The sequence below is a fragment of the Faecalibacterium sp. OM04-11BH genome (assembly GCF_003482185.1).
Lineage (GTDB): Bacteria > Bacillota > Clostridia > Oscillospirales > Ruminococcaceae > Faecalibacterium > Faecalibacterium tardum.
Genome location: NZ_QULS01000039.1, coordinates 1 through 2,805, shown reverse-complemented (window position 1 = coordinate 2,805; position 2,805 = coordinate 1). Strand labels below are relative to the sequence as shown.

Genomic DNA, 2,805 nt, shown 5'->3' with positions numbered 1-2,805 from the left:
CGTGCGACTCGTTCCTGAACAAAACCTTCGTGGTTGAAGGATAAAATCAGGCACTAACAAAAGAACGAGGTTCTAAAGTTAGGAGAACTAACAATCCAAGCGGTGGAATGATGGAGTAACGCCCTGAAACGCCCCCTTAATACTCCGACTGGCACCAAAGATGGAAACATCCGGTGTCAGAAGCTCGGTGAAGGCGGCCGAGAGCAGCCGTAAGAAATGCTGGAAAGTCACCAGCCCCACGAAAGCCGTCCAGAGGTGGACGGTGCTGCCCATAGGCCGGAGGTCTACAAAATACCCAAGGTTAGAATGTTTGCAAGATAACTGACGAAAACCGCGGATGTACGGGTCTATACCATGACAGCATAGAAATGTGCTGGTAGCGTTAATCGCTAGCCAGTGTGGTGGAGTAAAAATGTACGTTATGAAACACCATAGCAGGTTACAGGCCTGCTCAAGCTGGCAGGACCAAAGCGGAAACCTAAAGGTATATGGAGAGATAGGATTGTTGGAACGAGGAAAGGCAGTGAGCTTTCTCATTTGAAAGCAAGAGGACGAATCATATAAGCCTTTGAATCACTGCTGAAAAGCAGAGGTCGAACCGATAATGCTTTTTGCGAAAAAGAGAAAAGCACAGGAATGGCCTCAAGTCAGTTAAACAGAAACTCTTAGCACTTAGTCGCAATTAGGATTGCGAGTATGACCAAAAGAAGTCACTCGCCGCAAAGGAGAGTGATGCCTAATGCCAAGTGAGAAACATCCCAAAGCAAAAAGCGTGGAATCCCTCCGCCACGCAGAATACTATGACATGCAGCGTACCTTTGATGAACTATATACCAGGAGTCAGGCCGGAGAAGTATTCGATAACCTGATGGAACTGATTTTGTCGAAAGATAATATCATGCTGGCGTATCGGAACATTAAGTCCAATTCCGGAAGTGCAACCCCGGGAACGGACAGACTGCGGATAACAGATATTGGCAGACTTCCTGCTGATGAAGTTGTTGCAAGGGTACGAAAAATTGTCAGAGGAGGAACAAACGGCTATACCCCCAGAAGCGTAAGAAGAAAAGAAATCCCGAAGCCGAACGGAAAGACCAGACCACTGGGAATCCCGTGCATTTGGGACAGGCTGATACAGCAATGTATTAAGCAAGTCATGGAGCCAATCTGCGAAGCAAAATTCAGCAGTAATAGCTATGGATTCCGTCCGAATAGGTCGGTTGAAAATGCAATCGCTGCAATCTATCGCCTTATGCAGAGGTCAGGACTTTACTATGTAGTAGAGTTCGATGTGAAAGGCTTCTTTGACAATGTAGACCACTCGAAACTGATACGGCAACTGTGGTCGATGAATATTCGAGATAAAGAATTGCTCTACGTTATCCGCAGAATCCTAAAAGCCCCAATTCAGATGCCCGATGGACATCTGGAAAATCCCAAGAAAGGAACACCGCAAGGTGGAATAATATCTCCCCTGTTGGCAAATGTTGTGCTGAATGAGCTTGACCACTGGGTCGAAAGTCAATGGCAGAACCATCCGGTTATAGAGAAATATTCCTACAGGGAAAATGCAGCAGGATGCCCGATACACAGTCATGCGTACCGGGCTATGCGGAATACAAACCTGAAAGAAATGTATATCGTGCGATATGCGGATGACTTTCGGATTCTTTGTAGAACAAAAGAACAAGCGAATCGAACGCTGATAGCGGTAACAAAATGGTTGACTGAACGCTTAAAACTTGAAGTTTCACCAGAGAAAACGAGAGTTGTCGATGTCAGAAGGAGCTATTCAGAATTTCTCGGATTCAAAATCCGATTGCGCAAAAAAGGGAAAAAGCATGTTGTGCAGTCGCACATGTGCGATAAGGCATACAAACGGGTCAAAGCCGACCTTGTAAAGCAGGTTGGAAATATTAAGTTTCCAAGAGCCTGCCGAGGAGAATCGGGTGAAGTCCACCTGTTCAACTCTATGGTCATGGGAATCCAAAACTACTACCGATTAGCAACAGACATTAGTCTTGACTGTAGCAACATCGGCAGAGCAGTCGATATTGTTCTTAAGAACAGGCTGAAAGCCGGAAAATCCCATCGTCTGAAAAAAGAAGGCCGCGACCTGACGAAAAGCGAAATCCAACGATATGGAAAATCTAAAAGGCTGAGATACCTTGCTCAATCCAAGGAGCCGGTTTACCCGATAAGCTATATCCGGTGTAAAAAACCGATGGATTTGAAGCGGAATGTGTGTGCTTATACACCGCAGGGGCGAAGTGAAATCCACAATGATTTGCAAATGGACACCACCCTGCTTTTACAGCTTATGAAAGCTACAGCATACAGCCGCAGCGCAGAATATATGGATAACCGTATCTCACTTTTCTCTGCCCAGCAGGGAAAATGTGCAGTTACCGGGAAAACGTTTGAAAGCGTGTCAGATATTCACTGTCACCACAAAAGGCCGAAGAGCCTTGGAGGAACGGACTGCTATGGAAACCTTGTGCTGGTCTTAGCACCAGTGCATGAATTGATTCACGCAACGAACAAAAGTGCCATTGATTCGCGTCTTTCTGTCTTAAAGCTAAATCGGCAACAACTGGCAAAACTGAATAGGCTGAGGATTTCGGCAGAAGTGAAACCTATTGATTCGGAAGAAATCGCTTTAGAACTCAATTCTCACAATGGTATGACTAAGGAGATTAAGAAAACTGTTTAATTGATGGAACGCCGGATGCGGTGAAAGTCGCTTGTCCGGTGTGAAGCGGGGGAAAAATCGGAGATAATTTCAAAGGTTTACCTATCGCTATT

At 45.6% G+C, this 2,805-nt stretch carries 1 protein-coding gene; it reads left to right on the top strand.

Annotated elements, in window-relative coordinates:
* The first annotated feature begins 739 nt into the window (after positions 1-739).
* Positions 740-2,713, top strand: coding sequence for a group II intron reverse transcriptase/maturase (gene ltrA / locus DXB44_RS14230; RefSeq protein WP_118659096.1), 1,974 nt, complete (start codon positions 740-742; stop codon positions 2,711-2,713).
* Positions 2,714-2,805: the final 92 nt, after the last annotated feature.

Bases quoted from the DNA above. Each gene is read 5' to 3' on its own strand.
- ltrA (WP_118659096.1), top strand. From the start codon at position 740: ATGCCAAGTGAGAAACATCCCAAAGCAAAAAGCGTGGAATCCCTCCGC.